Source organism: Leclercia sp. (genome assembly GCF_036780805.1).
Taxonomy (GTDB): domain Bacteria; phylum Pseudomonadota; class Gammaproteobacteria; order Enterobacterales; family Enterobacteriaceae; genus Enterobacter.
Genome location: NZ_DAIQCE010000004.1, coordinates 89,496 through 115,394 on the forward strand (window position 1 = coordinate 89,496; position 25,899 = coordinate 115,394).

General features: G+C 58.1%; 29 protein-coding genes. 16 read left to right on the top strand and 13 right to left on the bottom strand.

All coding sequences use genetic code 11. The features are described from left to right. Positions 1–132 precede the first annotated feature (132 nt). From uhpA to nepI, 6 genes are all read left to right on the top strand, one after another. The gene (gene uhpA / locus V7Q49_RS13250; protein WP_333852591.1) at positions 133–723 is read left to right on the top strand and encodes a transcriptional regulator UhpA; all 591 of its coding nucleotides are present in this window, start codon (positions 133–135) and stop codon (positions 721–723) included. Then, positions 723–2,228, top strand: a complete 1,506-nt coding sequence (uhpB, locus tag V7Q49_RS13255) for a signal transduction histidine-protein kinase/phosphatase UhpB (RefSeq protein ID WP_333852593.1) — start codon at positions 723–725, stop codon at positions 2,226–2,228. Before uhpA ends, uhpB begins: the two co-directional genes overlap by 1 nt. Continuing rightward, positions 2,221–3,540: an MFS transporter gene (locus V7Q49_RS13260; protein WP_333852595.1), complete on the top strand. Its 1,320-nt coding sequence runs from the start codon at positions 2,221–2,223 to the stop codon at positions 3,538–3,540. Before uhpB ends, V7Q49_RS13260 begins: the two co-directional genes overlap by 8 nt. Positions 3,541–3,672: 132 nt before the next feature. Continuing rightward, positions 3,673–5,064 carry a hexose-6-phosphate:phosphate antiporter gene (gene uhpT, locus V7Q49_RS13265; RefSeq protein WP_333852597.1) on the top strand — a complete coding sequence of 464 codons (1,392 nt, stop codon included), beginning with the start codon at positions 3,673–3,675 and terminating at the stop codon, positions 5,062–5,064. A gap of 156 nt (positions 5,065–5,220) precedes the next feature. Then, complete coding sequence (locus V7Q49_RS13270) at positions 5,221–5,673, top strand: DUF1198 domain-containing protein (RefSeq protein WP_333852598.1); 453 nt, start codon at positions 5,221–5,223, stop codon at positions 5,671–5,673. 166 nt (positions 5,674–5,839) lie between these two features. After that, positions 5,840–7,030 carry a purine ribonucleoside efflux pump NepI gene (nepI, locus tag V7Q49_RS13275; RefSeq protein ID WP_333852599.1) on the top strand — a complete coding sequence of 397 codons (1,191 nt, stop codon included), beginning with the start codon at positions 5,840–5,842 and terminating at the stop codon, positions 7,028–7,030. Between the two features lie 91 nt (positions 7,031–7,121). Here the strand turns inward: nepI and V7Q49_RS13280 are convergent, their stop codons facing one another. The 6 genes from V7Q49_RS13280 to V7Q49_RS13305 all read right to left on the bottom strand — a co-directional run bounded on the left by V7Q49_RS13280 (position 7,122) and on the right by V7Q49_RS13305 (position 13,165). Beyond that, entirely contained in the window at positions 7,122–8,027 is a 906-nt protein-coding gene (locus V7Q49_RS13280; RefSeq protein WP_333852600.1) for a DMT family transporter, read from the bottom strand. 226 nt (positions 8,028–8,253) lie between these two features. Next, a complete protein-coding gene (locus V7Q49_RS13285; RefSeq protein WP_333852602.1) occupies positions 8,254–9,633 on the bottom strand; it encodes a carbohydrate porin in 1,380 nt (459 codons plus the stop codon). Positions 9,634–9,791: 158 nt separating this feature from the next. Next, positions 9,792–10,094, bottom strand: a complete 303-nt coding sequence (locus V7Q49_RS13290; RefSeq protein WP_333852865.1) for a PTS lactose/cellobiose transporter subunit IIA — start codon at positions 10,092–10,094, stop codon at positions 9,792–9,794. Between the two features lie 15 nt (positions 10,095–10,109). Then, entirely contained in the window at positions 10,110–11,495 is a 1,386-nt protein-coding gene (locus V7Q49_RS13295; RefSeq protein WP_333852604.1) for a glycoside hydrolase family 1 protein, read from the bottom strand. Between the two features lie 17 nt (positions 11,496–11,512). Further along, a complete protein-coding gene (locus tag V7Q49_RS13300; protein WP_333852605.1) occupies positions 11,513–12,838 on the bottom strand; it encodes a PTS sugar transporter subunit IIC in 1,326 nt (441 codons plus the stop codon). Between the two features lie 12 nt (positions 12,839–12,850). Then, positions 12,851–13,165 (bottom strand): PTS sugar transporter subunit IIB, encoded by a 315-nt coding sequence (locus V7Q49_RS13305; RefSeq protein WP_333852607.1) that lies wholly within the window; start codon positions 13,163–13,165, stop codon positions 12,851–12,853. Between the two features lie 294 nt (positions 13,166–13,459). Between V7Q49_RS13305 and V7Q49_RS13310 the strand changes: the two genes are divergently transcribed. Continuing rightward, on the top strand, positions 13,460–14,407 hold the full coding sequence (locus V7Q49_RS13310; RefSeq protein ID WP_333852609.1) for a LacI family DNA-binding transcriptional regulator: 948 nt from the start codon (positions 13,460–13,462) through the stop codon (positions 14,405–14,407). Positions 14,408–14,445: 38 nt separating this feature from the next. Here the strand turns inward: V7Q49_RS13310 and V7Q49_RS13315 are convergent, their stop codons facing one another. Then, positions 14,446–14,742, bottom strand: coding sequence for a YicS family protein (locus tag V7Q49_RS13315; RefSeq protein ID WP_333852612.1), 297 nt, complete (start codon positions 14,740–14,742; stop codon positions 14,446–14,448). 29 nt (positions 14,743–14,771) lie between these two features. On the opposite strand from V7Q49_RS13315, the gene V7Q49_RS13320 reads away from it, so the two are divergent. Both V7Q49_RS13320 and V7Q49_RS13325 read left to right on the top strand, forming a co-directional pair. Continuing rightward, positions 14,772–15,050 carry a hypothetical protein gene (locus V7Q49_RS13320; RefSeq protein WP_333852614.1) on the top strand — a complete coding sequence of 93 codons (279 nt, stop codon included), beginning with the start codon at positions 14,772–14,774 and terminating at the stop codon, positions 15,048–15,050. Positions 15,051–15,062: 12 nt separating this feature from the next. Next, the gene (locus tag V7Q49_RS13325) at positions 15,063–15,482 is read left to right on the top strand and encodes a GNAT family N-acetyltransferase (protein WP_333852616.1); all 420 of its coding nucleotides are present in this window, start codon (positions 15,063–15,065) and stop codon (positions 15,480–15,482) included. On the opposite strand, the gene V7Q49_RS13330 is transcribed toward V7Q49_RS13325, so the two are convergent. Next, the gene (locus tag V7Q49_RS13330; protein ID WP_333852617.1) at positions 15,479–16,138 is read right to left on the bottom strand and encodes a TetR/AcrR family transcriptional regulator; all 660 of its coding nucleotides are present in this window, start codon (positions 16,136–16,138) and stop codon (positions 15,479–15,481) included. The genes V7Q49_RS13325 and V7Q49_RS13330 overlap by 4 nt on opposite strands. A gap of 78 nt (positions 16,139–16,216) precedes the next feature. On the opposite strand from V7Q49_RS13330, the gene V7Q49_RS13335 reads away from it, so the two are divergent. The 4 genes from V7Q49_RS13335 (at position 16,217) to nlpA (ending at position 19,495) form a co-directional block, all read left to right on the top strand. Continuing rightward, positions 16,217–17,716: an MDR family MFS transporter gene (locus V7Q49_RS13335; protein WP_333852618.1), complete on the top strand. Its 1,500-nt coding sequence runs from the start codon at positions 16,217–16,219 to the stop codon at positions 17,714–17,716. Between the two features lie 117 nt (positions 17,717–17,833). Further along, positions 17,834–18,094, top strand: a complete 261-nt coding sequence (locus V7Q49_RS13340) for an antitoxin (protein ID WP_333852619.1) — start codon at positions 17,834–17,836, stop codon at positions 18,092–18,094. 3 nt (positions 18,095–18,097) lie between these two features. Next, a complete protein-coding gene (locus tag V7Q49_RS13345; RefSeq protein WP_333852620.1) occupies positions 18,098–18,496 on the top strand; it encodes a type II toxin-antitoxin system VapC family toxin in 399 nt (132 codons plus the stop codon). 195 nt (positions 18,497–18,691) lie between these two features. After that, complete coding sequence (gene nlpA / locus V7Q49_RS13350) at positions 18,692–19,495, top strand: lipoprotein NlpA (protein ID WP_333852621.1); 804 nt, start codon at positions 18,692–18,694, stop codon at positions 19,493–19,495. Positions 19,496–19,568: 73 nt separating this feature from the next. Here the strand turns inward: nlpA and V7Q49_RS13355 are convergent, their stop codons facing one another. Beyond that, on the bottom strand, positions 19,569–19,748 hold the full coding sequence (locus tag V7Q49_RS13355) for a hypothetical protein (protein ID WP_333852622.1): 180 nt from the start codon (positions 19,746–19,748) through the stop codon (positions 19,569–19,571). A 177-nt stretch (positions 19,749–19,925) separates the two neighbouring features. Here V7Q49_RS13355 and V7Q49_RS13360 point away from each other — a divergent pair, with 177 nt between their 5' ends. Then, positions 19,926–20,705, top strand: a complete 780-nt coding sequence (locus V7Q49_RS13360) for an MBL fold metallo-hydrolase (protein ID WP_333852623.1) — start codon at positions 19,926–19,928, stop codon at positions 20,703–20,705. 26 nt (positions 20,706–20,731) lie between these two features. Then, complete coding sequence (locus V7Q49_RS13365) at positions 20,732–21,694, top strand: GlxA family transcriptional regulator (RefSeq protein WP_333852624.1); 963 nt, start codon at positions 20,732–20,734, stop codon at positions 21,692–21,694. Between the two features lie 19 nt (positions 21,695–21,713). Here the strand turns inward: V7Q49_RS13365 and V7Q49_RS13370 are convergent, their stop codons facing one another. The 4 genes from V7Q49_RS13370 to V7Q49_RS13385 all read right to left on the bottom strand — a co-directional run bounded on the left by V7Q49_RS13370 (position 21,714) and on the right by V7Q49_RS13385 (position 25,245). Beyond that, positions 21,714–22,802, bottom strand: coding sequence for an AAA family ATPase (locus V7Q49_RS13370; RefSeq protein WP_333852625.1), 1,089 nt, complete (start codon positions 22,800–22,802; stop codon positions 21,714–21,716). 142 nt (positions 22,803–22,944) lie between these two features. Further along, entirely contained in the window at positions 22,945–23,904 is a 960-nt protein-coding gene (locus V7Q49_RS13375) for a YbgA family protein (RefSeq protein WP_333852626.1), read from the bottom strand. A 102-nt stretch (positions 23,905–24,006) separates the two neighbouring features. Next, complete coding sequence (gene uraH / locus V7Q49_RS13380; protein ID WP_106995614.1) at positions 24,007–24,420, bottom strand: hydroxyisourate hydrolase; 414 nt, start codon at positions 24,418–24,420, stop codon at positions 24,007–24,009. Between the two features lie 99 nt (positions 24,421–24,519). After that, on the bottom strand, positions 24,520–25,245 hold the full coding sequence (locus tag V7Q49_RS13385; RefSeq protein ID WP_333852627.1) for a MerR family transcriptional regulator: 726 nt from the start codon (positions 25,243–25,245) through the stop codon (positions 24,520–24,522). A gap of 115 nt (positions 25,246–25,360) precedes the next feature. On the opposite strand from V7Q49_RS13385, the gene V7Q49_RS13390 reads away from it, so the two are divergent. Further along, complete coding sequence (locus V7Q49_RS13390; RefSeq protein WP_333852628.1) at positions 25,361–25,885, top strand: lipocalin family protein; 525 nt, start codon at positions 25,361–25,363, stop codon at positions 25,883–25,885. Positions 25,886–25,899 lie beyond the last annotated feature (14 nt).

Genomic DNA, 25,899 nt, shown 5'->3' on the forward strand with positions numbered 1-25,899 from the left:
AACGCGCTTATCGCTAAGGTAAGCGGCTTTGCCGGATGGCGCTGCGCTTATCCGGCCTACAAGGACTTTACCCGTAGGCCGGATAAGGCGTTTACGCCGCCATCCGGCGCGTTCACGCATCAGGATCCCACCATGACCACCATCGCCCTTATCGATGATCACCTTATCGTCCGCTCCGGATTTGCCCAGCTGCTGAGCCTGGAGCCCGACTTCCAGGTGGTGGCCGAGTTCGGCTCCGGTCGCGAGGCGCTGTCCGGTCTGCCGGGGCGCGGGGTGCAGGTCTGTATCTGCGATATCTCGATGCCGGATCTCTCCGGGCTGGAGCTGCTGAGCCAGCTGCCGAAGGGAATGGCGACCATTATGCTTTCGGTCCACGACAGCCCGGCGCTGGTGGAGCAGGCCCTGAACGCGGGCGCGCGCGGGTTTCTCTCCAAACGCTGTAGCCCGGACGAGCTGATCGCCGCCGTGCGCACCGTCGCCACCGGCGGCTGTTACCTGACGCCGGATATCGCCATCAAGCTGGCAGCCGGACGCCAGGATCCGCTCACCCGGCGCGAGCGTCAGGTGGCGGAAAAGCTGGCCCAGGGGATGGCGGTAAAAGAGATCGCCGTTGAGCTTGGCCTCTCGCCGAAAACCGTCCACGTTCACCGCGCCAACCTGATGGAAAAACTCGGCGTCAGCAACGACGTTGAGCTGGCTCGCCGCATGTTTGACGGCTGGTAATGCACACCTTTTTCTCCCGGCTGGTGGCGGTGGTCGCCAGCTTCTTCATCTTCTCCGCCGCGTGGTTCTGCCTGTGGAGCATCAGCCTGCACCTGGTGGAACGCCCGGAGCTGGCGGTGCTGCTCTTTCCCTTTGGCCTGCGGCTGGGGCTGATGCTGCAATGCCCGCGCGGCTACTGGCCCGTTTTACTCGGTGCTGAATGGCTGATGCTGGTCTGGCTGGCGCAGGAAGTCGCCCTCGCGCATCTGCCCTTATTGATGACCGGAAGCGTGCTCACGCTCATTCCCGTGGCGCTGATCTCCCGCTATCGTCACCAGCGCGACTGGCGCACGCTGCTGCGCCAGGGGGCGGCGCTGATCGCCGCCGCGCTGCTGCAATCTCTGCCGTGGATTGGCGAAAAGGAGATGCTTAACGCGCTGCTGCTGACCCTGACCGGCGGCCTGACCCTGGCCCCGACCTGCCTCGTCATCTGGCATTACCTCACCAGCACCGTCTGGCAGCCGCTTGGCCCGGCGCTGGTTTCCCAACCGGTGAACTGGCGCGCCCGGCATCTCATCTGGTATCTGCTGCTGTTTGTGGTGAGCCTGTGGCTGCAGCTTGGTCTGCCCGCCGAGCTTTCGCGCTTTACGCCGTTCTGTCTGGCGCTGCCGATCATCGCCCTGGCCTGGCACTACGGCTGGCAGGGGGCGCTGATCGCCACGCTAATGAACGCCATCGCGCTGATTGCCAGCCAGACCTGGCACGACCATCCGGTCGATCTGCTGCTCTCCCTGCTGGCCCAGAGCCTGACCGGGCTGCTGCTGGGGGCGGGCATTCAGCGCCTGCGCGAGCTGAACCAATCCCTGCAGACCGAGCTGGCGCGCAACCGGCGTCTGGCGGAGCGCCTGCTGGAAACCGAAGAGAGCGTGCGGCAGGAGGTGGCCCGCGAGCTGCACGATGATATCGGCCAGACCATCACCGCCATCCGCACCCAGGCGGGCATTGTTCAGCGTCTGGCCCCGGATAACGCCGGTGTGAAGCAGGGCGGGGCGCATATCGAACAGCTTTCGCTGGGGGTTTATGACTCCGTTCGCCGCCTGCTGGGACGGCTGCGCCCGCGCCAGCTCGATGACCTGACGCTGGAGCAGGCGGTACGCTCCCTGATGCGCGAGATGGAGCTGGAAAGTCGCGGGATTGTCAGCCATCTCGAATGGGACATCGACGAGGCGGCGCTGAGCGAAGGCCAGCGCGTGACGCTGTTCCGCGTCTGTCAGGAAGGGCTGAACAATATCGTCAAGCACGCCAGTGCCAGCGCGGTGACGCTGCAGGGCTGGCAGCAGGATGAAAGCCTCAGGCTGGTGATTGAAGACGACGGCTGCGGCCTGCCGCCGGGCTCCGGACAGCAGGGCTTTGGCCTGGCGGGCATGCGCGAGCGCGTGAAGGCGCTGGGCGGCACGCTGAACATCTCCTGCACCCACGGGACGCGCGTCAGCGTCAGCCTGCCGCTAAGGAGCCACCATGTTTAAAACCCCCGCGAACGCCGCGCCGATAGGCAACAAAGCGGAAATCGACGCCCGCTACCGCTACTGGCGTCGCCATATCCTGATTACCATCTGGCTCGGCTACGCGCTGTTCTACTTCACCCGCAAAAGCTTCAACGCCGCCGCGCCGGAGATCCTTGCCAGCGGCGTGATGACCCGCACCGATATCGGCCTGCTGGCGACGCTGTTTTACATCACCTACGGCCTGTCGAAGTTCTTCTCCGGCATCGTCAGCGACCGCTCCAACGCCCGTTATTTCATGGGCGTTGGGCTGATTGCGACCGGGGTAGTGAATATTCTGTTTGGCTTCTCCACCTCGCTCTGGGCCTTTGCCTTGCTGTGGGCGCTGAACGCCTTTTTCCAGGGCTGGGGCGCGCCGGTCTGCGCACGCCTGCTCACCGCGTGGTACTCGCGCAACGAGCGCGGCGGCTGGTGGGCGGTCTGGAACACCGCGCATAACGTTGGCGGGGCGCTGATCCCGATGGTGGTCGGCGCGGCGGCGCTGCACTACGGCTGGCGCGCGGGAATGATGATTGCCGGCGGGCTTGCCATTCTCGCCGGGCTGTTCCTCTGCTGGCGGCTGCGCGACCGACCTCAAACCGTGGGCCTGCCCGCGGTGGGCGACTGGCGGCACGACGAGATGGAAATGGCGCAACAGCAGGAGGGGGCGGGGCTGACGCGCAAAGAGATCCTCACCAAATACGTGCTGTTAAACCCCTATATCTGGCTTCTCTCGCTCTGCTACGTGCTGGTTTACGTGGTGCGCGCGGCGATCAACGACTGGGGCAACCTGTACATGTCCGAGACGCTCGGCGTGGACCTGGTGACCGCCAACTCGGCTGTGACGATGTTCGAGCTGGGCGGGTTTATCGGCGCGCTGGTGGCGGGCTGGGGCTCGGACAAGCTGTTCAACGGCAACCGCGGCCCGATGAACCTGATTTTCGCCGCCGGGATTTTGCTCTCCGTCGGCTCGCTGTGGCTGATGCCGTTCGCCAGCTACGTGATGCAGGCGGCGTGCTTCTTCACCACCGGCTTCTTCGTGTTCGGCCCGCAGATGCTGATCGGCATGGCGGCGGCAGAGTGCTCCCACAAGGACGCAGCGGGCGCGGCGACGGGCTTTGTCGGGCTGTTTGCCTATCTTGGGGCATCGCTCTCCGGCTGGCCGCTGGCGCGGGTGATCGACACCTGGCACTGGAGCGGGTTCTTCGCGGTGATCGCCATCGCGGCGGGGATTTCGGCCCTGCTGCTGCTGCCGTTCCTCAACGCCCAGGCCCCGCGAGAGGTGAGCGAAGCGTGATGCGCCTCACTTTTTCGATGCGAGTGGGGCAAAACTAAGACATTTTCCCGGTTCCGCCTGGACGCTGTCTCAGGCGTTGCGTCCGGCTGATTTTTACAATGCGGCAAAAATCAGCTCAGGAGCAAACCAACCATGCTGGCCTTCTTAAACCAGGTGCGCAAGCCGACCCTGGATCTGCCGCTCGATGTGCGGCGCAAAATGTGGTTCAAACCCTTCATGCAGTCCTATCTGGTGGTCTTTATCGGCTACCTGACCATGTATCTGATCCGCAAAAACTTTAACATCGCCCAGAACGACATGATCTCCACCTACGGGCTGAGCATGACGCAGCTGGGGATGATTGGTCTCGGCTTCTCCATCACCTACGGGGTGGGTAAAACCCTGGTCTCCTACTACGCGGACGGCAAAAACACCAAGCAGTTCCTGCCGTTTATGCTGATCCTCTCCGCCATCTGTATGCTCGGCTTCAGCGCCAGCATGGGCGCGGGCTCGGTCAGCCTGTTTATGATGATCGCCTTCTACGCCCTGAGCGGTTTCTTCCAGAGCACCGGCGGGTCGTGCAGCTACTCCACCATCACCAAATGGACCCCGCGGCGCAAGCGGGGTTCGTATCTCGGTATGTGGAATATCTCCCATAACCTCGGCGGGGCGGGTGCCGCAGGGGTGGCGCTGTTCGGGGCGAACGTGCTGTTCGACGGTCACGTGATCGGCATGTTTATCTTCCCGTCGATTATCGCCCTGATCGTCGGCTTTATCGGCCTGCGTTTTGGTAGCGACTCCCCGGAATCCTACGGCCTCGGCAAAGCCGAAGAGCTGTTTGATGAGGAGATCAGCGAGGAGGACAAAGAGACCGAAGAGAACGAGATGACCAAATGGCAGATCTTTGTTGAGTACGTGTTGAAAAACAAAGTCATCTGGCTGCTCTGCTTCTCCAACATTTTCCTGTACGTGGTGCGTATCGGTATCGACCAGTGGTCGACCGTGTATGCCTTCCAGGAGCTGAAGCTGTCTAAAGAAGTGGCGATTCAGGGCTTCACCCTGTTTGAAGTGGGCGCGCTGGTTGGCACCCTGCTGTGGGGTTGGCTCTCTGACCTCGCCAACGGCCGTCGTGCGCTGGTAGCCTGCGTCGCGCTGGCGCTGATTATCGCCACCCTCGGCATTTATCAGCACGCCAGCAACCAGTATGTCTACCTCGCGTCGCTGTTCGCCCTCGGCTTCCTGGTATTTGGTCCACAGCTGCTGATTGGCGTGGCGGCGGTGGGCTTCGTGCCGAAAAAAGCGATCGGCGCTGCCGATGGGATCAAGGGCACCTTCGCCTACCTGATCGGCGACAGCTTCGCCAAGCTCGGTCTGGGGATGATTGCCGACGGCACGCCGATCTTCGGCCTCACCGGCTGGGCAGGCACCTTTGCGGCGCTGGATGCCGCCGCTATCGGCTGTATCGTCCTGATGGCGATGGTTGCGGTGCTGGAAGAGCGCAAGATCCGCCGCGAAAAACGCGTGCAACGTTTGAAAGCAGCCTGAGTGTGCAGGTAACTTTTTGCCCGGCGTAATGCCGGGCTTTTTTATGCCTGTTTCAGTGCCCCCTGCCACCTGTTTTCAGTGCATTAATACGACTTTGTCCGCTGTTGACGCGCTGCGTTTCCCGATATTATGCTCGCCTAACCCTAAGGAGAGTTCATGGTCTGGATAATGCTGGCTACGCTTGCCGTGGTGTTTGTGGTGGGCTTTCGCGTCATGACGTCGGGCTCCCGACGCGCCATTCGACGCCTCAGCGAACGTCTGGGGATCACCCCTGTGCCGCTGGAGTCGATGATCGACCAGTTTGGCAAAAGCGCCGGCAATGAGTTTATCCGCTACCTGGAACGCCCGGACGAGGCGCACCTGCAAAATGCCGCCCAAGTGCTGCTGATCTGGCAGGTGTGCATTGTCGACAGCAGCGAAAACAATCTGCTGAGCTGGTATCGACTGCTGCGCAAGGCGCGTCTCGCCGCGCCGATCACCGATGCCCAGATCCGCCTGGCGCTCGGCTTTATGCGCGATATGGAGCCGGACCCGTACGAGCTTAACGCCTTCCAGCTGCGCTATAACCAGCTCTTCCTGCCGGAAGAGGGGGTCTTCTTCCTGCACTGATATTCTCCGGTGACGCTTCACTTACCGGGGCGACAAAATCCCCAGGCCGGTGCAGGCGCAGCGCCGCCCGGCAAAAAGTGCCAAAAGTTGTCAAAACGTTAAATTCGTCACATTTTTGATGTTAAACTGCGCGGCTTTCCCGCTCAGTTTCTCCTCAGGTGATGCCATGACAGAACAGATCCAATCCGCCCCTTCGCCCCATGCCAAAGCGGTCTCCCGCCCAAACTGGTCGGCGGTTTTTTCCGTGGCGTTTTGCGTCGCCTGCCTGATTACCGTGGAGTTTTTGCCGGTCAGCCTGCTGACGCCGATGGCGCAGGACCTGGGCATTTCTGAAGGGCTGGCGGGCCAGTCGGTCACCGTTACCGCCTTTGTCGCCATGTTTGCCAGCCTGTTTATCACCCAGGTGATTGGCACGACCGATCGCCGCAAGGTGGTGATCCTCTTTTCCGTCCTGCTGACGCTCTCCTGCCTGCTGGTCTCTTTTGCCGATAACTTCATGTTGCTGCTGCTGGGACGCGCCTGCCTCGGGCTGGGGCTGGGCGGATTCTGGGCGATGTCGGCCTCGCTCACCATGCGGCTGGTGCCGGCGCGTACCGTGCCGAAAGCGCTCTCCGTTATCTTCGGCGCGGTCTCTATTGCGTTGGTGATTGCCGCCCCGCTGGGCAGCTTCCTCGGGGGGATTATCGGCTGGCGTAATGTTTTCAACGGTGCCGCGGTGATGGGGTTGCTGTGCATTGCTTGGGTCTGGAAAGCGCTGCCGTCGCTGCCGGGTGAGGCCGCGCATCATAAGCAGAACATGTTCAGCCTGCTGAAACGCCCCGGCGTCATGGCGGGGATGATCGCCATCTTTATGTCGTTTGCCGGACAGTTTGCCTTCTTTACCTACATCCGCCCGGTGTTTACGACCATGGCCGGGTTTGACGTCGACGGCCTGACGCTGGTGCTGCTGAGCTTCGGTATCGCCAGCTTTGTCGGTACCTCGCTGTCGGCGCAGTTCCTGAAACGCTCCCTGAAAGTAGCGCTGGCGGGGGCACCGCTGGTGCTGGCGATCAGCGCCGCCGTGCTGATCCTGTGGGGCAGCGACAAGTGGGTAGCGTCGGCGATTGCGATTATCTGGGGCTTTGCCTTTGCGCTGATCCCGGTGGGCTGGTCGACGTGGATCACCCGAACGCTTGCCGATCAGGCTGAAAAAGCCGGGTCGATTCAGGTGGCGGTGATCCAGCTGGCGAACACCTGCGGTGCAGCGGTGGGCGGCGTTGCGCTTGACCATCTGGGGCTGACATCACCGCTGGTCATTTCCGGCACGCTGATGCTGATTACCGCGCTGCTGGTAGCGGGGAAGGTGAAAGCGCAGTGATTTTGCCCTCACCCTAACCCTCTCCCACAGGGAGACGGAACCTTGACCTCCCTCTCCCTTGGGGAGAGGGCCGGGGTGAGGGGGCATCAGGCTATGCCGATGTCTGAACCCGTCTTCTCGAATCCATCGAAATCAGCACCACCGACGACACAATCAGCAGCGTGCCCAGCCAGTCCGGCAGGGTAAATGCCACCCCCAGTAACATCACCGACAGCAGGGCGCTGCTCAGCGGCTCGGCGCAGCTCAGAATGCTCGCCTTCGGCCCGCCAATCATCTGCGCGCCTTTCAGATACAGGCTGAACGTCACCGCCGTGCCAATCACCACCAGATAGAAGAACGCCAGCAGCAGGCTGCTGTCCACCACGAAGGCGGTGCCGCGTCCGGCATAGAACGGGGTCAGCATTAATCCGGCCAGCAGCATGCTCCAGCCGACGATCGGCAGGGTGCCGTAGCGGGCAATCAGCGTGGAGGGGTAGGTGGTATAGAACGCCGCGGCGAAGGCGGAGGCGATGCCCCAGCAAAGCGCTGCCGGGGAGATGGTCAGCGAGGTCGGATCGCCGTGGGTGACCAGTAAAAAGGTGCCGACAAGCGAGGTCAGGATCGCCGCCAGCACGAAAATACCCGGGCGCTTTTTGCGCGCCAGCGCGAACCACGCCACGATAATGGTCGGGGAGAGGAACTGCAGCACGGTGGCGGTGGCGGCGTTGGATTTTTCAATGGTCACCAGGAAGGTGAGCTGGACGATCAGCGCCCCGAACAGGGAGAAGATCAGCAGGCTGAGGGCATCTTTGCGATTTTTGATGACCGAGAAAATCTTGTCGCCGTGGACGAATGAGAGCGTCAGCAGGATCACGCCGGCAAACAGCAGGCGGATCATGGTCAGATAAGGCGAGGGGATCTGACTTTTCTCCATGATGTACTGCGCGCAAACCCCTGAACTGCCCCATAAAATGGCGGCGATCAGGACGTTCAGCATCCCTTTACGTGTGGAACCCATGTTCTCCCCTGCGATATTGGCTTTCAAAGGCCAGCAGCATAACACGGGTCCTGCCGGGTGGCGCTACGCTTACCCGGCCTACAAAACCTTGTAGGCCCGTGCAAGCGCAGCGCCGCCGGGCGCTGTGAGGTGATGTGCGGCCCGATGCCCTCACTCCGACCCTCTCCCACCGGGAGAGGGCGCAAACACTAAAAACGGCAACTTTCGTTGCCGTTTTGCTTTTACCTTAGAACCACGCCTCCCACATCGCGCCGACGTTGAAGTCGTCCAGCGTTTCGTCTTTGGTGTTGTTCACGCGGGCGGTGCGTTCGTTATCCACCTTACCGCCGGTGACGTAGAAGCGCAGCATCGGACGGAATTCCGGGCCCATGGCGATGGACATGTTCTGGGACAGGGTCAGCTTCCAGCCCTTGTTATCCCCGCCGTGGTCGTAATCCACATGCTGCCAGCCTGCTTCCAGCCAGGTGGAGTGCACGTCGTTCCACCAGTGCATCGGGCGCACGATGGCGTTGTAGTTCTTGCGGTTGTCGGTGCCGTCCCGGCTGTTGTCATAGTCGTGGAAGGCCAGGATGTACTCCACCTGGGTCGCCTGGGTGAACTTGTGCAGCCCTTCGAAGCTGGCGTACACCGTGGTCAGGTCCTCGGTTTTGTTGAACACGCTGTTGTCCGAGTTATCCGAGTAGCGGGCGATCACCTTGTTCACGCCGCTGTCGTTGGTGTGGCTCAGCACCACGCCGCCCTGCCAGGCGTTCAGACGGTCGTCGCTGTCGATGGCTTTCGAGTCAAAGCCGTAGTTGGCGTACAGCTCCATGTCGATCGGGCCGAGCTTCATGCCGTGAATTTTGGAGGTGGCCGCGTAGTTGCCCTTGTCGCCGGTGCCGGAGCCGCCGGTACAGGTGATGCGCGACGGGTTGGCCTCGTCATTCATCACCTGCGGGCTACAGGATTCCACCGCCGCCACGGTGGCCACATCAAACTGCACGCCGCCGATGTCGAAGTTCTTCACCCCGGCACCCTGGCCGTCGTGGTTCATCCAGAAGTAGTCGTTGATGCCCTGCTGTGGACGCTGGTGGAAGTCACGCCCGGCCCAGATATAGGCATTTGGGTTGGACTCCAGAATGTTGGTCACCCCGGCGTAGGCCTTTTTCAGGTTCACCTCGTCGCCCCAGTGGTCGATCATCACGTTGACGTCCCAGATGGCGCCGTTTTCACCCTTGAAAGCTTTGGAAAGCTGGAACTCGCCGCCGTTGCCTTCGTTACCCAGACGACCAATCGCCGAGGCACCGTTGTAGGAGCCGTCCACCGCCACGTATTTCTGATCCGCAGCCTGGAAGTGCGCGCCGTAGCGGGCATAGCCGGTAAATTTAATCCCGAACGGGATCGCCATATCCGGGGACTGGGCGGCGCTTTGCGGCTCGGTCACCACGTCGGCTTTTTTCGCCACCGCGGCGTCCATTTTGGCCTGGCGATCGGCCAGGGCTTTATCCACCGCTTTGGCCACAATGGCGTCGATTTGCTCCTGCGTGAATTCCTGGGCGAGGACAGAAATTGGGCAAAGCGCGGCGATAACCGCCATTGTTAATGGAAGTTTTTTAATCATATTCATGGTTATCTCAATATATTTAAATTTTATTCAGACAATAACCATCCCGCCCTGAAAGACATAATATGTCGCTATCATCAGAACAAGTTGATTTTATTTTTTAGGGTCCAGAGGCTTTACACTATTACCGTGATACTTTCTCCATTACTGAAGTTTAATTATTAACGCTGATACAGGTGAATAATCTCTTCGGATAATTCACGGGCCAGCAGCGAGTTCATTAAATGATCCTGGGCGTGTACCATAATTAACGTCATCGGCTGACGGGCTTCGCCCGCGTCCTGCTCGATCAGTTTGGTCTGCATATGGTGCGCCTGGCGCGCGTAGCCATCGGCTTCGCGCAGCAGGTTTTTCGCTTCGTCAAAGTTGCCCTGCCGCGCAGCATGCAGTGCTTCAAAGCACAGGCTGCGCGACTGACCAGCATTGACGATGATTTCCATTACGGCTTCTTCTAAGGCAATCATCATCGGTTACTCGGGTTATTTATCGAAACTATTATTCAGAGAAGTAGCAGCAAACCACTCTCCGCTCTTTTTGATGGTGCGCTGCTGCGTTTCCAAATCGAGCTGGACAAAGCCATAACGATTTTTATATGCATTACACCATGACCAGTTATCAATAAATGTCCACATATGGTAGCCAAGACAATTACAGCCTTCGCTAATACCTTTATGCAGCCATTTAAGATGTTCAGAAATAAAATCGATACGATATTGGTCGTTAATCTGGCCGTTCTCAATAAAACGCTGCTCGTTTTCGACGCCCATGCCATTTTCAGAAATAAAGCAGCGTGGGTTGCCATAATTATCGCGCAGGTTAATAAGAATATCGTAAATACCTGGCTCGTAGATTTCCCAGCCGCGATACGGGTTCATTTTGCGGCCCGGCATCTCGTAGCTGTCGAAGAACCACTCCGGCATAAACGGCGCCTGCGGATTGATGGCCGTATCACGGCACTTCACCCGGCGCGGCTGGTAGTAGTTCACGCCCAGCAGGTCGATTTTGCCGTCGGCAATCAGCGCGCTGTCTTCCGGCAGACAGGCAGGCAGCCGATCGTGCGCTTTCAGCATCGCCACCAGATCCGCCGGGTATTCGCCGCACAGCACCGGGTCGAGGAAGCTGCGGTTAAACAGCAGATCGCAATGGTGCGCGGCTTTTACGTCCGCCGGATTCTGCGAGCGCGGATAGGACGGCGTCAGGTTCAGCACGATACCAATCTCACCGGGGTAATGCCCGGCTCGGAAGGCGCGAACCGCCTGGGCATGGGCCAGCACGGTGTGGTAGGCCACGGTCGCCGCGCGACGGAAATCGACCACGTTCGGGTAGTGGAAGTCATACAGATACCCGCCCTCTACCGGCACAATTGGCTCGTTAAAGGTAAACCAGTGCATTACCCGATCGCCAAAAAGCTCAAAGCAGGTTTCTGCGTAGCGGGCATAGGCCGCTACCACATCACGGTTTTCCCACCCACCGATCTCCTGCATGGCCATCGGCATGTCGAAGTGGAACAGGGTGATAAACGGCTTGATGCCCTGGGCAAGCAGCTCGTCGATCACCTGATTGTAGAAAGCAACCGCTTCCTGGTTCACTTCACCGGTGCCGTCCGGGATCAGGCGCGCCCAGCTTATCGAGGTGCGAAAGCTATTGTGGTTCAGCTGCTTTAACAGCTGAATGTCGGCTTTCCAGTGTTGATAAAACGTGGAGGTATTCTGCGGCCCTACCCCATTGTGAAAGCGATTCGGCTCGGTCGCGAACCAGTGATCCCAGGTGGTTAATCCCTTACCACTGCCCTGGCTTTCCCCTTCGGTTTGCAGTGCAGAACAGGCGCTACCCCACCAGAAGTTTTCGGGAAATGCATATTTCATAAAACGTCCTCTTTGACTTAATTGCCGACGGTCTCTGCTGCACCTACGGTTGCCTGCGCTTTTTGTTCTTCGTTTTTCAGCAAAGAACGCTCATAAGCACGCAGGAACGGCAAATACATCAGCGCCGACATCACCATACAAATGACGCACATCACCACCGGACTGAGGGCCCAGTTTGCCGCCCAGGAGGCGCCAATAGGAGCCGGGGTGGTCCACGGCGTCAGCGAGACGACCTGTGCCAGCCAGCCGAGTTTGGTGGCGGTATAGGCCAGACAAGCGTTGATCATCGGAACGAACACGAACGGAATAAACAGCATCGGGTTCATGATGATCGGCGCACCGAACAGAATAGGTTCGTTGATGTTAAAGAAACTTGGCACAACGCCCATTTTGCCGATGGTGCGTAGATGGGTTACGCGGCTGCGCAGCAGCAGGAAGGCCAGCGGCAGGGTAGAACCCACGCCGCCAATCAGCAGGTAGTGATCCCAGAAACCCTGCAGATAGACGTGCGGCAGCGCCGCGCCGGCCGCCAGTGCGGCCTGGTTGGCGGAGAGGTTAGCCATCCAGAACGGGTTCATAATGCCGGTGACAATCAGCGCGCCGTGGATGCCGGCGAACCAGAAGATCTGGCACAGCAGCACGGAGAGCAGAATGGCAGGCAGGGAGTCAGAGGCGGAAACCAGCGGCTCCAGCAGGTGCATAATGGCCTGCGGGATGATCATCCCGGTTTGCGCTTCGATAAACAGGTTAAGCGGGTGCAGCGTACCGATGATCACTACCACCGGGATCAGGATTTCAAACGAGCGCGCCACGCCGGTCGGCACTTCCTTCGGCAGACGGATGGTGACGTTATGATCCTTCAGCCAGGCGTAAACGCGGGTGGCATAGATAGAGGTGATCAGCGCAGTAAAAATCCCCTGGCCCGACAGATACTGGGTAGAGATTTTGCCATCGGCATAGGGGGCAGCCACCAGCAGGAACGCCATAAAGGCCAGCAGGCCGGACATCACCGGGTCGAGATTAAACTGGCGGCCCAGGCTGGCACCAATCCCTACCGAAATGAAGAAGGTCATCACCCCCATGCTGAGGTTGAACGGCAGCATCAGCTGTTCGCGGTAGGTCTCGGAGAAATCAAGCCAGCCGCGGGCAAAGCTGTTGGTGGTGTCTGCGGAGAACGGCGGGAAGATGAACACCAGCATAAACGAGCCGATGATCATAAACGGCAGCGCGGCGGTAAAGCCGTCGCGGATAGCAATCACGTACTTCTGCTGGCCCAGCTTGCCTGCCAGCGGCGCGATGGACTGCTCAATGACGGCAACCATAGATTGATATAACGAACTCATGAGAACACCTTCTTAGTGTGCCGCTTCGATGAGCGACAGAGCATAGTCCAGCACCTTATCGCCACGTTGCATACCGTAATCCATTGTATCTATGGACTGTACGGGTATGCCCTGGGCGGCAGCCTTGTCTGAGAGCGTTTTTAACATGTATTTGACCTGGGGTCCGAGAAGTACCACCTGGTATTGCGGAAACTGTGTATCAAATTCTGAAACACCGTACGCATCGATTTTGACAGGCAAACCGCGTTCGTTCGCGGCTTCGACCATTTTCCGTACCAGCAGGCTGGTGGACATCCCGGCAGAACAGCACAGCATTATCTTGAACATCGACGACCATCCTCAAAATGTAAATAGTTATTGCGGAGATGATTGGATAACATATGGAAACCGGTTTCCATTGATATAAGACAGAAGTGTGACAGCCATCAAGATCCATTACTTATGGGGCCTGATTATCGGATTCAGGTCACGTATTTCGGCTGCTTTTGCATCAAATGGAGTGGAAACGGAAAATCGGTTTCCATGCAAAACGGAAACAGATATACTCCTGAGTGGCTATAATATGAGCCGAAGTGGAATCAGGAATTACAGGGGCCTGGAGAGACCTGTCAGGGGATAAAGATGTCTACAATCAACGATGTATCACGTCTGGCCGGGGTGTCCAAAGCCACGGTATCACGGGTGTTGAGTGGGTCGCGCGGCGTGAAGGAAGCCAGCCGCCAGGCCGTACTGAAAGCAGTGGAAGAGCTGAACTATCGGCCAAATGTGATTGCCCAGTCGCTGCTCAGCCAGTCTACCGGCTGTATCGGCGTCATTTGCGCGCAGGACAACATTAACCAGACCACCGGTTACCTCTACGCGCTGGAAAAACACCTCAGCCAGCATCAGAAGCACCTGCTGCTTCGCTTCGCCAACACCAAAGCCGACGTCATCAACGCGCTGGATGAACTCTCCTGCGGGTTATGCGATGACATTCTGATTATTGGCGCCCGTTTCCCGCTGCAGATCGATCAGGAGAACGTCATCCTGGTGGATTGCATGGAAAACAATAACGTCAACAGCATCCAGTACGACCACGCTTTTGCTGCGGAAACCGCCTGTAACTTCCTCGCCAGCCAGGGTCGACGCCAGATTGCCCTGATCCACCCGCACGGCAGCGGTTTTGCCGATCAGGTGCTGCTGGGCTACAAGCATGGCCTGGAAAAGAACTTCCTGCCGTTTAATCGCAACCTGGTCTTTATGGACGCCACGTCATCCTCCGTGGCCCTGCAGGAGTTGCTCAATAACGCCAGCACGGTCAATTTCAACGCCTTAATGGTGGCCGACGAGCAGGAAGCACAGCGGGTGATCCCGCAGCTGCAGGCGTTTAACAGATCGGTACCGGGCGACATCATGGTATTCAGCCTGGCGGGCTCGCTGCATCTGCCGGGCATTCCGACCATTCCGGCAATTGAATACTCGATGGATGCCATGGCGGCACGGATTGTCAGCTGGCTGAATGAGAAGACCCAGATGCTGGGTTCATATGTGCTGCGCGGGGATTTGATTATTCCGGATGTGCGGCGCTAAAAAAATTAAGGGGGCTGCACGGGCCCCTTAATACGTAATCAGTAATCCTCCATACAGTCCACCCGGTTCACGGCATCCCAGTAACCTTCCTGGTTGTTCCGCTCCATCGCCACGACCGCATTTTTGACCAGCATCTGATTGCCTTCAGAAGCCATGATCATCGCCTGCCACTCTTTATCGCTTTGCTTACGTTGCGGGGCACAGGCTTTCTTCACATCCTTCAAAACCGACTGTTTCATCTGTTCTAATTTGACCGGGTCGTTCAGTTCCTGAGCATGAACGAAGGCGGCAAAAAGCAGGCAGACTACCAGGCAAAACAGGTGCGCTGACTTCATGAAAACCTCCGGAAAAACCACATACGTTTATGAAATATATCGTTACATCCGCCTTTGCGACCCAAGCCGAAAGTATTAATTTTGCCAATAGTTGCGCAGAGGTACGAATAAGCGTAGCCGCAGAATTTGACGGAGTGGCAAGCCCGGAAGAAAAATTTGTGACGGCAGGCGGCGGTCAGCTCACAAAGGGTGATGCTGTTCGCAAAGGCAATTTAGCCTTGATTGCACTTACATTTTTTAAGCGCGTTACGCCAGAGTTTGCGGTTTTTATCGTCGGCAGAATGTGGGATAGTCGAGGTGCAACGTAACGGGAGAATGATATGCAACTGAGTATTACCGACACCATTACTGAACACGAACAGGAAGAATTACTGCAAGGGTTGCGGATCTACAACAGCCAGTTCATTAGTTTTTCCCGCGTGGCGAGTGATATCGCCGTGTATGCCCGTGATGATGATGGCAAACTGCGCGGCGGGCTGATCGGCAACCGCCAGGGCGAGTGGCTGAACATTAAATATCTGTGGGTCAGCGACGAATCGCGTGGGAGTGGGCTCGGCGGCCAGCTGATGCGCGCCGCCGAAGACGAGGCCCGAAAGCAGGGGTGCCGGCATGCGCTGGTGGATACCTTCAGTTTCCAGGCGCGTCCGTTTTATGAAAAGCAGGGTTATGAGGTGACAATGACGCTGAATGATTTTCCGTACGCGGGAATTCAGCGTCATTACATGTCGAAAGCGCTTTAAGCGCCAATACCATGACCAATCACCGCCAGCGCATGGCGCACGATACTGTCAGGCGAGAGGGAGTGTAGCCTCTCGTCATTGCGCATCCGTGAAAAAGGCACCAGCACCAGGCTTAACAGGGTGGTGAACAGCAGCGCCGGGGCCAGATCGCGGTTCAGTTTTCCCTCCTGCTGCCAGCGGGCAATGGTCTCCAGCGTCGCCTGATATTTCTCATCGCCAAACCGGGTCTGCAGGTGCGTCCGCAGCACCGGCATTTCACCAATCACCTCCTGCATCCACAGCGGCGCGAACCAGCGGTGCTCGACGGCCAGCTCGGCCAGCTTTTTCACCATCAACGTCAGGGCGGCCACCGGATCGTCCGGGTGGGCGCTGAAAAGCGTCGCGATGGCGCTGCGCAGCGGCAGAAAACGCTCCTCGATCATGGCATCAAGCAGCTGCTCCCGGGAGTTGAAGTAGTAGTGCAGCATCGCCGGCGTCACGCCCGCTTCTTTCGCAATAGCGTTAAGCGAGGTGCGGGCAATCCCCTGACGCGCAAACAGATCCAGGGCGATATCCAGCAGCTGTTCCCGGCTGGTGGCGGTGGGTTTGCTCCCGCGCGGACGTCCCGGGCGGCGGGCCTGTGGCGTGGGCTCAGAATTATCTTTATGTGCTGACATGCGCGGAGGATCCCTTGACCTGATTCATAACTTCATTAAATATTAATTACCCAATTAATTAATTTCAAGCGGTGTTTTATGACGTCCGAATCGACAACGCAAACCAAAAAAGCGCCCTCTATCCGACTGCTGTTCAGCGCGCTCTTGCTGGTGATGCTGCTTTCGGCTCTCGATCAGACCATCGTCTCCACGGCACTGCCCACCATTGTGGGCGAGCTGGGCGGGCTGGATAAGCTCTCCTGGGTCGTTACGGCCTATATCCTCAGTTCCACTATTGTGGTGCCGCTGTACGGCAAGTTTGGCGATCTCTTTGGCCGCAAAATCGTGCTGCAAATCGCGATTGTGCTGTTTCTGGTGGGCTCGGCCCTGTGCGGACTGGCGCAGAACATGACCCAGTTGGTGCTGATGCGCGCCCTGCAGGGGCTGGGCGGCGGCGGGCTGATGGTGATCAGCATGGCGGCGGTAGCCGACGTTATCCCGCCCGCGGATCGCGGCCGCTATCAGGGCCTGTTCGGCGGGGTTTTTGGTCTGGCGACGGTGATCGGCCCGCTGGTCGGCGGCTTTCTGGTGCAGCACGCCTCCTGGCGCTGGATTTTTTACATCAACCTGCCGCTGGGGCTGTTTGCCCTGCTGGTGATCGGGGCGGTGTTCCACGGCAGCGCGAAGCGCAATAAGCATGAGATCGACTATCTGGGGGCGATTTACCTCAGCATGGCGCTGCTGTGCATCATCCTGTTTACCAGCGAAGGGGGCACGGTCCGCGAGTGGAGCGACCCGCAGCTGTGGTGCATTCTGGCCTTTGGTCTGACGGGCATCGCCGGGTTTATCTATGAGGAGCGGCTGGCGTGGGAGCCGATAATTCCGCTTTCGCTCTTCCGGGATCGCAGCTTCCTGCTGTGCAGCCTGATTGGCTTTATTATCGGCATGTCGCTGTTTGGCTCGGTGACCTTCCTGCCGCTGTATCTGCAGATCGTCAAAGAGGCTACGCCGACCCAGGCCGGGTTACAGCTGATCCCGCTGATGGGTGGCCTGCTGCTGACCTCGATTATCAGCGGCCGCATTATCAGCCGCACCGGGAAGTACCGCCTGTTCCCGATCCTCGGCACCCTGCTGGGGGTGGTGGGCATGGCGTTGCTCACGCGGATCACCATTGATTCGCCGATCTGGCAGCTGTACCTGTTTACCGGCGTGCTGGGGGCGGGGCTGGGTCTGGTGATGCAGGTGCTGGTGCTGGCGGTGCAGAACAGCGTCTCTGCGGATCGGTACGGGGTGGCGACCTCCGGCGTGACGCTGTTCCGCTCCATTGGCGGGGCGATTGGCGTGGCGCTGTTTGGCGCGGTCTTTACCCATATGTTGCAGTCGGGCCTGATGGCGCGGATACCCGAGGGCACCGAACTGCCGCGGGAGATGAACCCTGTTGCGATTCATCATCTGCCTGATGCCCTGCACCTCGACTATCTGGATGCCTTTGGCTCCGCCATTCATGCGGTGTTTCTGATGGCCGCAGGGATTATGGTGCTGGCCTTTGTGCTGTCGTGGTTTTTACGCGAGGCCCCGTTGCGCAAACGGGAGGGGTAACGTTAGCGATTCCGCTATTTGTTGCGAGTCGCTTTCCGAATTTGAAGGATCAGGCTTGTCTTCCTTAACGATGCTGGCGCATGCTTTGGCCTGGTCAATAAACCAGCAGAGGTTGCGATGGAACGTAAAGCCAAACTGTTTAAAAAAGGGCGGAATCAGGCGGTCTTGCTGCCAGAGGAGTTCGCGTTTGATACGGAGAGTGTCTGGATCCGGCGGGATGAGGAAGGGAATGTTGTTTTGAGGGCTATGTCAGAGAAAGAACAGCACAGGGAGAATTTTTTGCGTTTATTGAAGCAAATACAGGTACCTGATTCATTCCTGAGTAAGGAGGAGCGAAATCAAAGCTATACGACAAGAGATCCTCTGGAAGGATTATAGAAAATGCTGCATATGCTGGACACTAACATAGTCAGTCACCTCGTGAGGCAACATCCCAGAGTGGTGGATCACTATTCTCGTATAGCACCAGAAGAGATGTGTATTTCAAGTGTAACTGAGGCTGAATTACTTTATGGCATCGCCAAAAAGCAAAGCCATACACTGCATGAAACCATCTCGGAATTCCTCAAAACTATCACCGTTTGCGACTGGGACAGTGACGCCGCGGCAATCTACGGCACACTACGCGCCGAAATGGAAAAGAAAGGGAAAGTGATGGGCGATCTCGATCAGTTGATTGCTGCACATGCTATCAGTCGAGGGACGACGATGATAACTAACGATCAGGCCTTCGCAATGGTGCAGGGACTTACCGTAGAAGACTGGACTGCCGCAGCCTGAGCCTCAACGCCCGGTGGCGCTCCGCTTACCGGGCCTACAACAGCTCGCCATATATTAACGTAGGCCGGGTAAGCGGAGCGCCACCCGGCAATACCCGCATATAACTTATCCTTCTTATTGATGCTATTTCGTTTTTTAGCCTGCCGCTGCGTTGCCGATATAGTCGATAAAACAGTTATCAAAAGGATATGACGGGTGAAACTTCGATTAGGTGCGGTACTTCTCGCTGGTCTGCTGCTGGCGGGCTGTGACCAAAGCGGCAGCGATGCTAAACATATTAAAGTTGGCGTGATTAACGGTGCCGAGCAGGACGTGGCGGAAGTCGCCAAAAAAGTGGCGAAAGAGAAGTTCGGCCTTGATGTCGAGCTGGTGGGCTTTAGCGGCTCGCTGCTGCCGAACGACGCTACCGACCACGGAGAGCTGGACGCCAACGTCTTCCAGCATCGTCCGTTCCTGGCGGAAGACAACAAAGCGCACGGCTACAAGCTGGTGGCCGTCGGCAATACCTTTGTGTTCCCGATGGCGGGCTATTCCCGCAAGATCAAATCGGTAACGGAGCTGAAGGACGGCGCAACCATCGCCATCCCGAACGACCCAACCAACCTGGGCCGTGCCCTGTTGCTGCTGCAGAACGAAAAGTTGATTACCCTGAAACCGGACGTGGGCCTGCTGCCGACGGCGCTGGATATCACCGCCAACCCGAAAAACCTGAAAATCATGGAGCTGGAAGGGGCGCAGCTGCCGCGCGTGCTGGACGATCCGAAAGTGGATGTGGCGATTATCAGCACCACCTATCTCCAGCAAACCGGACTGTCGCCGGTGCATGACAGCGTCTTTATCGAAGATAAAAACTCGCCATACGTGAACATCGTGGTGACGCGGGAAGACAATAAAGACGCAGAAAACGTGAAGGAATTTATCCAGTCGTATCAGTCGCCAGAAGTGGCGAAGGCGGCCGAGACCATCTTTAACGGTGGGGCAGTGCCGGGCTGGGAATAGAATAAATGCAGGGCGCTAGCGATCTTCCCGGCGATGCCAGAGGTCGAGAATAAAGATCGCAGTGCCCTATGAATTACTCTTTTCTTAGGCGTTTCACCCAATCCAGAATCTCTGAGTGGCCTATTACTCGTGCTCGATCGACATCAGCAAGCCCTACTTTGATATCGTTATGGCGTTGTGTCTGCTTTTCTTTATTCAGCGCCAGCTTTACATCATTCTGGTCGCTGTTTATCGATTTAGCATGCGCTTGCATGGCTGACCTCATCAATCACAGTAAGAACTTTAGGAAAGCTAGCATAGCTTGGCTGACCTCCGTATTATAAACGCACTCCTTAAAACTGGCCCGATCCCATCGCTGAACGCCCTTTTGCCCACATCCAGTCTTCATGCTCCCGGCTATGCTTTTCGCATACTAACCGGAGAACAGCCCATGAACATCACTCACATTCGCAACGCGACGCAGCTCATCACCTACGCTGGAAAACGCTTCCTGATTGACCCGATGCTGGCACCGAAAGACACATACCCTGGTTTCCCTGGCACCGCCCGGGCGGAAATTCGCAACCCGACGGTGGAGCTGCCCTGTGCGGTGGAAAACCTGCTGGATGTCGATGCAGTGATCGTCACCCATACCCATGCCGATCACTGGGATCAGCACGCTATCGATCGGATCGCCAAAGAGATGCCAATCTTTGTCCAGCACGAAGATGACGCGCAGCTGCTGCGCAGCCAGGGTTTCCACAATCTGACATTGCTGAATGACAACAGTGAATTTGGCGACATCCGGCTAAGCAAAACCCACGGCGGTCAGCACGGCACCGACCGCGCCTACGCGGTGCCGGAGCTGGCGGAGCGGCTCGGGGAAGCCTGTGGCGTGGTGTTTCGCCATTCCGATGAAAAAACGCTGCTGATTGCAGGCGACACCATTTTGCGCCCGCAGGTGGCCACCGAGCTGCAAAAGCATCAGCCGGATGTGGTAGTGCTCAACGCCGGATACGCGCACGTGATCGGCTTTGGGCCAATCATTATGGGCGCGGAGGATGTGCTGAATGTGCATTTCCTGCTGCCGCAGGCAAAAATCGTCGTGGTCCATATGGAGGCGCTCAACCACTGCCTGCTCACCCGCAGCGCGCTGCGGGAGTACATGGATGCCAACCAGACAGGTGAGGCGATCATTATTCCTCAGGACGGGGAAAGCGTTATAGTCTGAGCAACATCAGGGCAAAGGAGAACAGTGTGAAGCTCACAACAGTGGCGATTGTCGCCGTCGACGGGTTCAGTCCCTTTCACTACTCCGTGCCCTGCATTCTTTTTAGCGACACCGTCTCCAGTAAAAAGCGCTTTAACGTGACGATCTGCGCCGAAAAGCCGGGTTTATTGACGTCTCGCGATGGCTTCTCGCTCAATGCCACACAGGATTATTCCGCCATCAGGCAGGCCGATATCGTCGTGGTGCCTTACTGGCAGCATGTGCTTGAGCGTCCGCCGCAGACGTTGCTCGACAGCCTGGTGCAGGCCCGGGACAACGGGGCGGAAATTGTCGGGCTGTGCCTGGGGTCATTTGTCCTCGGATATGCCGGTATTCTGGACGGTAAACGGGCGGCGACCCACTGGGAGTTCGAGCGCCAGTTCCAGTCGCAGTTCCCGGCCGTGCAGCTGGATATCAATGCGCTGTACGTCGATGACGACAATATTATCACCTCTGCCGGTACTGCCGCCGCGCTGGATTGTTGCCTGTACATCATCCGTCAGCGCTTTGGCAGCGAGGTCGCCAATCAGATTGCCCGTCGGATGATCGTGCCGCCGCACCGCGAGGGGGGACAGGCGCAGTTTATCGCTCAGCCGGTGCCGGAAACGACCCGAGATGCGCGGATTAACAACCTGATCGATTATCTCCAGCGTAATATCAGCCAGCCGCTGAGCCTGGATGCGCTGGCGGACAGCGTGGCGATGAGTCGCCGCACGCTGACCCGCCATTTTATGAAAGCCACCGGGATGAGTGTTGTCTCGTGGATCACCGCCGAACGCCTGCGGCGTAGCCAGCTATTGCTGGAAAGCAGCAATTTACCGATCGAGGCGGTGGCGGAGCAGGTGGGATATCTCTCCGCCGTGACCTGGCGGCAGCAGTTTAAGGCCCGCTTTGGCGTCAGCCCGGCGGAGTGGCGCAAAACCTTCCGCACACAGATTCACGCCGGGTAAGCGTCGCGCCATGCGGCATTTATCCCAGCTTCTCCATCCGCGTTTCCCCTTCCACCATCGACAGTTGATACAGCGAAAACGACCGGTGCTTTTCAATCAACGTCGCCAGCTCCGGCGAGTGGCTGGTAAGCCAGATCTGCGAGTAACGGCTGGCCTCGGCAATCAGGCTCGCCAGCGCGGGCAGCATCTGCGGATGCAGGCTGTTTTCCGGTTCGTTGAGGGCGATAAACGCGGGCGGACGCGGGCTTAGCAGCGCCACCGCCAGACAGAGAAAACGCAGCGTGCCGTCGGAGAACTCCGCGGGCTCCAGCGGTCTGCTTAGGCCTTCGCGCTGCATCATCATGCGAAAACGCCCCCCGGTGTTGTCGCTGTAAAACACGCAGCCGGGGAAAGCCTGGTCGAGGATCCGCATCAGCAGCAGCTCGTCGCCGATCTCGACGATGGTCTGAAAGGCTGCCGCCAGGTTTGCGCCGTCGCTGGCCAGCACCGGGGAGCGGAACCCCACCTGCGGGGCGCGGATCGCCGAGCCGGAGGAGACAGAAAACTCATGATAAAAGCGCCAGTTACGCAGGGACTCGCGCATCTGCGACACCTCCGGGTAGAGGTGCGGTTCACCCAGTTGGCCGAACACCGATTCGTTCTCATACAGCGTGCCGCTGTGGGTCACTTTTTCGTGATGCACGTTGTTCAGGAACACGGCCTGATTCTTCCGCTTCATCAGCTGTGACGACGGGCGTCGGTGCTGACCGCTCAGCCAGATGGACTCCTCTTTGATCACCGGGTCGAGCTGAAACTGCGAGGGATAAGGCAGCTTTTCGACAAAGCCCACCTGCAGTTCATATTCATAGGTCTCTGTCTCCACCGCCAGGTTCATGCGCCGCAGCTGGTCGCTGCGGGTTTTGCCCGCCCAGAAGACCTTTAAAATCCCGCCTTCGTTGGCCAGCGCCTGGGAAAATTGTCCTTGCGCCGCGCTGTGCATCAGGTGGATCGCCTTGTAGATATTGGACTTTCCGGTGCCGTTCGGGCCAAAAACAATATTGAGCTGCTGGAGATCCAGCGACAGGTCGCGAATCGAGCGGTAGTTTTGAATGTGCAGGGTGGTGATCATCGGCAGATCCCTTTTGCGGACTAAACCTGTACAGAGTTACAGTGTTTTACGCAAAGTGCAAAAAAAAGACGACAGTGAGGTGTCGTCTAAACGGGGTAGTGCTTCGGGCCTCTCAGGGTCAATGGGGCCTCGCATTTGACATTCAGTTAACGGCCAGACGCAAACCCAAATCATCAGGATAGGGATCAAAATAGTTTTGCGTCATCAGATAGCGGTCGGGATATTCGGCCAGATAGTGTTTCAGCAGCGTGAGCGGGGCGAGAATCGGCAGTAATCCGTCGCGATAATGCAGAATCACGTCGCGCAGCTCCCCGCGCTGGCGGCTGTTCAGCTGGTTACGGAAATAGCCCTGAATATGCATCAGGACGTTGGTGTGGTTTTTCCGCGACGCGGGTTTCCTGAGGATCGTCATCAGCTTTTCGCGGTACGCCTCGAAGAAGGCCTCCAGATCCTCCCACTCGTGCAGCGAGGCGACGAATGGACCAATTTCGCGGTAGCCCGCCTGATGGTGCGCCAGCAGCTGGAGTTTGTAACGGCTGTGGAAGTCCAGTAAGCCGCGACGCGTCAGGCCTTGTGCCCGCAGCGTATTCAGCTCATGGAGCGCGAAAACCCGCTCGATAAAGTTCTCCCGCAGGACCGGGTCGTGCAGGCGTCCATCCTCCTCCACCGGCAGCCAAGGCCAGGTCTCAAGCAGGGCGGCGGTGAACAGCCCGACACCCTCCTTGCGGCCTGAATTACCCTTTTCATCATACAGCCGCACGCGTTCCATACCGCAGCTTGGGGATTTGGCACAGACGATAAATCCGCAGAGATCGCCCATTTTCGGCACATAACCTGCCGCAAAGTCGGTCATTTTTTGCGTGACCTCTTCGTGAGGCGCTTTGCTGAACCGCATCTGGATCTCACCGCTGGTGGTCTGCGTCAGACGCAGCGCCGGGCGCGGCGTAGGCAGGCCGATCGCCATTTCCGGGCAAACCGGCCGGAAATTCACCCATTCGGCCAGCTCATCCATGACAAAGCCCATACGCTTATGCCCGCCGTCGAAGCGAACGGCGGAACCGGTCAAGCATCCGCTAATACCCAGTACAGGTTTCGTTGTCATGATATGCACCTCCAAAGTCACTCTTTAAAAGTTACACAAAATGATTATTTTGTCCAAGTATTGGCGGATCTATTTTTTATTTTTTATAGATATCAGCAAGTTTTAACTGCCCTTATAGGTCGAGTAACCGTACTGACTCAGCAGCAGGGGGATGTGCAGTTTTTCGTTGGTGCGGGTTACGGTAAACAGCACCGGGATCTCCGGGAAGAACGACTCCAGCTTGTTGCCGTGGAAGTACTCTGCCGTTTTGAAGGTCACTTTATAGACGCCTGGCTGCATATCCTGGTCGGCCGGATAGAGCGACTTGATGCGGCCGTCCTGGTCGGTTTTGCCGCTGGCAAGTGGGGTCCATTTATCCTGCTGCTGCTTTTCCAGCGTGACGGTCACGCCCGGCGGCGGCGTGCCGGTTTGCTGGTCAAGAATATGCACGCTCAGGGTGCCAGCAGGGGCGGCACCAAAGGCGACAGGGGCAAAAGCCATGGAGGCGAGGATCAGCAGAGGGGCAGTTTTTTTCATCATCTTTTCCTGTGGAGTGATAAGTCACAGGAAAACGTTAGCATTTGCTGCGCGGGAAAATATTCAACTTTTCGTGAAGATTCCCGCAGGAGAAAATAATCAGAGGATAATGACCTCAAGGGCAACCTGCTGCTGCCACTGCTCCACCTGTTTTCTGCGTGCGGCGGTAAGTTTACCGCTGGTGACGAGCAGCCACTGGCGGTCCGGAAAAATCTCCGGTGCCAGCGCGGCAGGGGGAATGGGCAGGAGGTTAATACGGTGGCCCTGGCCGGTGCGCGACAGGGCTTCGAGCCAGATTTCGCACGGGTCGTTCAGGTGCCAGCCGCTGAGCAGAAGGTTATCGCCCGGCGCTTTTTTATCGGCTTCAAGGCAAAACGAGGTGTAGGCGATGATGATGCCATCGAGGATCTCGCGCAGGGTCATGGCGGCGGGAACGTTGGCCGAGACCAGGCTGCGCAGGGGGCGTAACACGTTAACGACCAGCTCCGGGCGCGGATACTCGCGGCCGGCATCGTAAATCATCTGGCGCAGGGATTCGATTTTGCCCGCCTGCAGACGCTCCAGCATGGCCTGTTGCAGCGTTTGCCAGTTGTTGGTGCGGCTCGGGGTAGGGCGTTCCAGCAGCGGCTTCACCTGGCCGATCGGGACGCCTTTTTTCACCCAGTCGAGGATTTTTAACGCCTGCTGGACATCGTCATCGCTGTACTGGCGATGGCCGCCTTCGGTGCGCAGCGGCTTGAGTAAACCGTAGCGACGCTGCCATGCCCGCAGCGTGGTGGGAGTGATCCCACTGAGTCTGGCGAATTCGCCAATGGAGTATGCCATGTCTGCGTCCGAAGAGGATTAGTCTCAATATTCTACGAATATTTTCCGGCGGGATGAAGCGCCAGAGCGCTGCACTACACTTTAATTCCAACCGAGCAAAATGACAGGAGTTCTCATGAAACTATGGCCCGTTGTGACCGGTGTCGCCATCGCGCTGACCCTGGTGGCCTGTAAATCCCCTACGCCGCCGAAAGGCGTGCAGCCGATCACGAACTTTGACGCCAACCGCTATCTGGGCAAGTGGTATGAAATCGCCCGTCTGGAAAACCGCTTCGAGCGCGGGATGGAGCAGGTGACTGCCACCTACGGCAAGCGCAGCGACGGCGGGATCAGCGTGCTTAACCGGGGCTATGATCCGCTGAAGCGCAAGTGGAGTGAGAGCGAAGGTAAAGCGTTTTACACCGGTGCGCCAACCACCGCTGCGCTCAAGGTCTCCTTCTTCGGCCCGTTCTACGGCGGTTATAACGTGATCAAGCTGGACGATGACTACCAGTACGCGCTGGTCAGCGGCCCGGACCGCGACTACCTGTGGATCCTGTCGCGCACGCCGACCATTCCGGATGCGGTGAAGCAGGATTACCTCAATACCGCGCGCAGCCTGGGCTTCCGGGTGGATGAGTTGATTTGGGTGAAACAGTAAAGATCGTGCTTTCT

Excerpts from the sequence above, each read along its gene's own strand:
- uhpA (WP_333852591.1), top strand. The coding sequence starts at position 133 with ATGACCACCATCGCCCTTATCGATGATCACCTTATCGTCCGCTCCGGA.
- uhpB (WP_333852593.1), top strand. The coding sequence starts at position 723 with ATGCACACCTTTTTCTCCCGGCTGGTGGCGGTGGTCGCCAGCTTCTTC.
- V7Q49_RS13260 (WP_333852595.1), top strand. The coding sequence starts at position 2,221 with ATGTTTAAAACCCCCGCGAACGCCGCGCCGATAGGCAACAAAGCGGAA.
- uhpT (WP_333852597.1), top strand. The coding sequence starts at position 3,673 with ATGCTGGCCTTCTTAAACCAGGTGCGCAAGCCGACCCTGGATCTGCCG.
- V7Q49_RS13270 (WP_333852598.1), top strand. The coding sequence starts at position 5,221 with ATGGTCTGGATAATGCTGGCTACGCTTGCCGTGGTGTTTGTGGTGGGC.
- nepI (WP_333852599.1), top strand. The coding sequence starts at position 5,840 with ATGACAGAACAGATCCAATCCGCCCCTTCGCCCCATGCCAAAGCGGTC.
- V7Q49_RS13280 (WP_333852600.1), bottom strand. The coding sequence starts at position 8,027 with ATGGGTTCCACACGTAAAGGGATGCTGAACGTCCTGATCGCCGCCATT.
- V7Q49_RS13285 (WP_333852602.1), bottom strand. The coding sequence starts at position 9,633 with ATGAATATGATTAAAAAACTTCCATTAACAATGGCGGTTATCGCCGCG.
- V7Q49_RS13290 (WP_333852865.1), bottom strand. The coding sequence starts at position 10,094 with ATGATTGCCTTAGAAGAAGCCGTAATGGAAATCATCGTCAATGCTGGT.
- V7Q49_RS13295 (WP_333852604.1), bottom strand. The coding sequence starts at position 11,495 with ATGAAATATGCATTTCCCGAAAACTTCTGGTGGGGTAGCGCCTGTTCT.
- V7Q49_RS13300 (WP_333852605.1), bottom strand. The coding sequence starts at position 12,838 with ATGAGTTCGTTATATCAATCTATGGTTGCCGTCATTGAGCAGTCCATC.
- V7Q49_RS13305 (WP_333852607.1), bottom strand. The coding sequence starts at position 13,165 with ATGTTCAAGATAATGCTGTGCTGTTCTGCCGGGATGTCCACCAGCCTG.
- V7Q49_RS13310 (WP_333852609.1), top strand. The coding sequence starts at position 13,460 with ATGTCTACAATCAACGATGTATCACGTCTGGCCGGGGTGTCCAAAGCC.
- V7Q49_RS13315 (WP_333852612.1), bottom strand. The coding sequence starts at position 14,742 with ATGAAGTCAGCGCACCTGTTTTGCCTGGTAGTCTGCCTGCTTTTTGCC.
- V7Q49_RS13320 (WP_333852614.1), top strand. The coding sequence starts at position 14,772 with ATGAAATATATCGTTACATCCGCCTTTGCGACCCAAGCCGAAAGTATT.
- V7Q49_RS13325 (WP_333852616.1), top strand. The coding sequence starts at position 15,063 with ATGCAACTGAGTATTACCGACACCATTACTGAACACGAACAGGAAGAA.
- V7Q49_RS13330 (WP_333852617.1), bottom strand. The coding sequence starts at position 16,138 with ATGTCAGCACATAAAGATAATTCTGAGCCCACGCCACAGGCCCGCCGC.
- V7Q49_RS13335 (WP_333852618.1), top strand. The coding sequence starts at position 16,217 with ATGACGTCCGAATCGACAACGCAAACCAAAAAAGCGCCCTCTATCCGA.
- V7Q49_RS13340 (WP_333852619.1), top strand. The coding sequence starts at position 17,834 with ATGGAACGTAAAGCCAAACTGTTTAAAAAAGGGCGGAATCAGGCGGTC.
- V7Q49_RS13345 (WP_333852620.1), top strand. The coding sequence starts at position 18,098 with ATGCTGCATATGCTGGACACTAACATAGTCAGTCACCTCGTGAGGCAA.
- V7Q49_RS13355 (WP_333852622.1), bottom strand. The coding sequence starts at position 19,748 with ATGCAAGCGCATGCTAAATCGATAAACAGCGACCAGAATGATGTAAAG.
- V7Q49_RS13360 (WP_333852623.1), top strand. The coding sequence starts at position 19,926 with ATGAACATCACTCACATTCGCAACGCGACGCAGCTCATCACCTACGCT.
- V7Q49_RS13370 (WP_333852625.1), bottom strand. The coding sequence starts at position 22,802 with ATGATCACCACCCTGCACATTCAAAACTACCGCTCGATTCGCGACCTG.
- V7Q49_RS13375 (WP_333852626.1), bottom strand. The coding sequence starts at position 23,904 with ATGACAACGAAACCTGTACTGGGTATTAGCGGATGCTTGACCGGTTCC.
- uraH (WP_106995614.1), bottom strand. The coding sequence starts at position 24,420 with ATGAAAAAAACTGCCCCTCTGCTGATCCTCGCCTCCATGGCTTTTGCC.
- V7Q49_RS13385 (WP_333852627.1), bottom strand. The coding sequence starts at position 25,245 with ATGGCATACTCCATTGGCGAATTCGCCAGACTCAGTGGGATCACTCCC.
- V7Q49_RS13390 (WP_333852628.1), top strand. The coding sequence starts at position 25,361 with ATGAAACTATGGCCCGTTGTGACCGGTGTCGCCATCGCGCTGACCCTG.